Origin of the sequence: Microcystis sp. LEGE 08355 (assembly GCF_015207185.1) — a bacterium.
GTDB classification, from domain to species: domain Bacteria; phylum Cyanobacteriota; class Cyanobacteriia; order Cyanobacteriales; family Microcystaceae; genus Microcystis; species Microcystis panniformis.
On sequence record NZ_JADEXI010000627.1, the window covers coordinates 1 to 2,604 of the forward strand.

Sequence of the window (2,604 nt, forward strand, 5' to 3'; positions counted from 1 at the left end):
CCTTTGCCCTTTGCCCTTTGCCCTTTGCCCTTTGCTCTTTGCCCTTTGCCCTTTGCCCTTTGCCTTTTGCCTTTTGCCGACCGGCTCCTGATATCTGCGATAAGCTGAAAAAAACAAGGCTATAGCTTGTCAACTATTGACGATTTTCTGCTGACGATTTTCGGGATATTTATATGCAATTCGTCGATTTTCTGGCTCTCATTCATCCTGTCCTAGCGATAGTGGTCGTTTTCCCTATTATCGGCCTCGTAGTTAACTTTGCTTGGCAAACCCGTCAACGTCGCTTAGAAACCGCTGCGGGAAATAAAAGTAAAATTCCGCCAGTGGTCGGGCCGGAACATCTACGCCTAGGCCGCTGGTTAACGGCTACAGTGCTAGGGGTTAACCTGTTAGCACTAGCTTACTCGGTCGTTTACGGTTTTAATGGTTTTGTCGATAAACAAAAACACGGAAAATTAGACTCCTTTCAGGTCATTTTTGTGATTTTGATGTTTTTTGTCACCATTGCCTCTTTGGTCTGTCTCTACCGCGCTAGACAAGCTCTCTGGCGCGGAATTTTTGCCACCTTGACTGGCATGGGTTTAATTATTATCGGTTCTCAGGATGGGGTCTGGCGACTCTCGGCCCAATGGTACTGGTCTCACTACTATATCGGTATGGCGGCATCAATACTGATGATTTTCTCTCTGGCAATTGTCGAAGATATCTATAAAGACCGTTCCCATCGTTGGCGCATCGCCCATACAATTCTCAATTGTATCGCTCTGGCTCTCTTTCTGGGACAAGCCATGACCGGTTCGAGGGATTTACTGGAAATTCCCCTCAGTTGGCAAAAACCGGCAATTTATCGCTGTGATTTCACCAATAAAACCTGTCCTGAACCGAAATCCTCAACCCCCCTCATCAACCCGATAAGTTAAACTTTTTTAGGGACTGGGAGAGGGTGAAGCAGTTGCGAAATTAATCACACTCAGATTTATCAGGATCGGTATCGATGGGTTCCTCACACCAATTGTCAATACCACCAAGCTGGGGAAATGGGGGTTTCAGGTCTAAGATTAAGTCATCCCATGTTACCCCTTGGGTCACAGCTACAGCACCGCTTGAGGTACAGCCTGAAATTTTGCCCCAATCTTTACCCCAGGCAGCACCGGTGAAACCAGTACCAGTTTTACCGAGGGAATAGTTAGGAGCAAAGATAAACGCTTGTAGTGTTTGGTTTCCTGTCAGACAAATGGAACCTGATTTATTATAGGCATAAATCTGTAGATTGCCCAATTTACAGCTAGGCTCCATAGCACAATTATGTTCGATGGCACCCTTAATATCACCTTTAACATAAAAAACTACCCGTTTCCCCGGAGTAATGGTAATCTTCTCGTCTGTCAAGTCGATCTTATTAACGGTATATTCGTACACTTCTTTACCGTCAATCGTGCGGGTAGAATCGGTGTCTCTGGGAAAAGTTCTCTGAGCAAGCGGAAGAATATCGGTAAGTTCCAGGTCTTTCTGACCAGAGGGAAGGTCAGTGGGAATCGGTGGTAAATCGGGGAAAAACACACCGACAAATCGTGCTCTGTAGGGGGGACTGGGTTCAGGTGTGGGCTGTTGAATCTTAGTGTGGTTAATATTGCATTCTGGACTCTTCACATCCTCCACCACATCCCCTTGAAATTTAGCACCATCGTCCGCCGTTCCCTCACTTATCCATAAAGCTGGGACCGTGTTGCGGTTAAATGCGGGGGTAGGGGCATTAAGAATAGGGATAGTTACCACCACGCGGTTACGGGAGGCGGCATTATCGTCACTATCTATATCGGGAAGAGTCTTAGTTAGGTCTTTTGCGGCACTGGTGCGAGAACGTCCTTCGAGGGTGAGAACTCCCCGGCTGGACACAGAATTATAATCATATCTAACCACACGATAATAACGATTATTATCGAGCTTAACCCAATTACTACTAGCCAACTTTTTTAATTCATCGATTTTTTTCTTCAAGGTAGCAGCATCGTTGGGATTACTACAGGAGGGGGCGGCATCGACTAATTTTTTTAACTGTTTCTGTAAATTGGTGGGATTAGTAACCACATCATATTCGGCGTTCTGCCAACAATCGCCAGAAGCACAATGACTATTAACCGTCGCCATAACTCGAACGCTATTGAGTAGATCCTGCACGCGAGCCACTCCAACTTCGGAACTTCTTAAAGCATCAGCCCGGACTTTTTGGGCAATTACTTTCGATTGGTCCCCTTGGGCGCGCATTATCATAGTTATTCCTGTCACCATGAGGATGAGTCCAATTAACACGGCAAGAGGCAAGGCAAACCCCTTTTCCTTATTAGCCATCAGGTGAAGGCATAAACGATTGTTCATAAGCCAGTCCATCTAAGAATGGTTACTTTTATTACAATAATATCAATTTTTGGTCAAGTGAAAACTGTGAGAATACAGGAATAGCACTGTGAGTGAAATCACAGACCAAGGCCAGTTGATAGGATAATCAGCCAGTAATTTTTCGATAAGTATGTAGGCGTTAAAAATTATTATCAGACATCCCCCTTATCAAGGGGGGCAGGGGGGATCGGCACCCCCCTTATCAAG

At 45.5% G+C, this 2,604-nt stretch carries 2 protein-coding genes; one reads left to right on the forward strand and one right to left on the reverse strand.

Translation table 11 applies throughout. From position 1 onward, the window contains the following. Window positions 1-173 precede the first annotated feature (173 nt). Entirely contained in the window at window positions 174-920 is a 747-nt protein-coding gene (locus tag IQ242_RS22110) for a DUF4079 domain-containing protein (RefSeq protein ID WP_193961425.1), read from the forward strand. 40 nt (window positions 921-960) lie between these two features. Here IQ242_RS22110 and IQ242_RS22115 read toward each other — a convergent pair whose 3' ends face one another. Next, on the reverse strand, window positions 961-2,376 hold the full coding sequence (locus IQ242_RS22115) for a hypothetical protein (RefSeq protein WP_193961426.1): 1,416 nt from the start codon (window positions 2,374-2,376) through the stop codon (window positions 961-963). Window positions 2,377-2,604: the final 228 nt, after the last annotated feature.

Excerpts from the sequence above, each read along its gene's own strand:
- IQ242_RS22110 (WP_193961425.1), top strand. The coding sequence starts at position 174 with ATGCAATTCGTCGATTTTCTGGCTCTCATTCATCCTGTCCTAGCGATA.
- IQ242_RS22115 (WP_193961426.1), bottom strand. The coding sequence starts at position 2,376 with ATGAACAATCGTTTATGCCTTCACCTGATGGCTAATAAGGAAAAGGGG.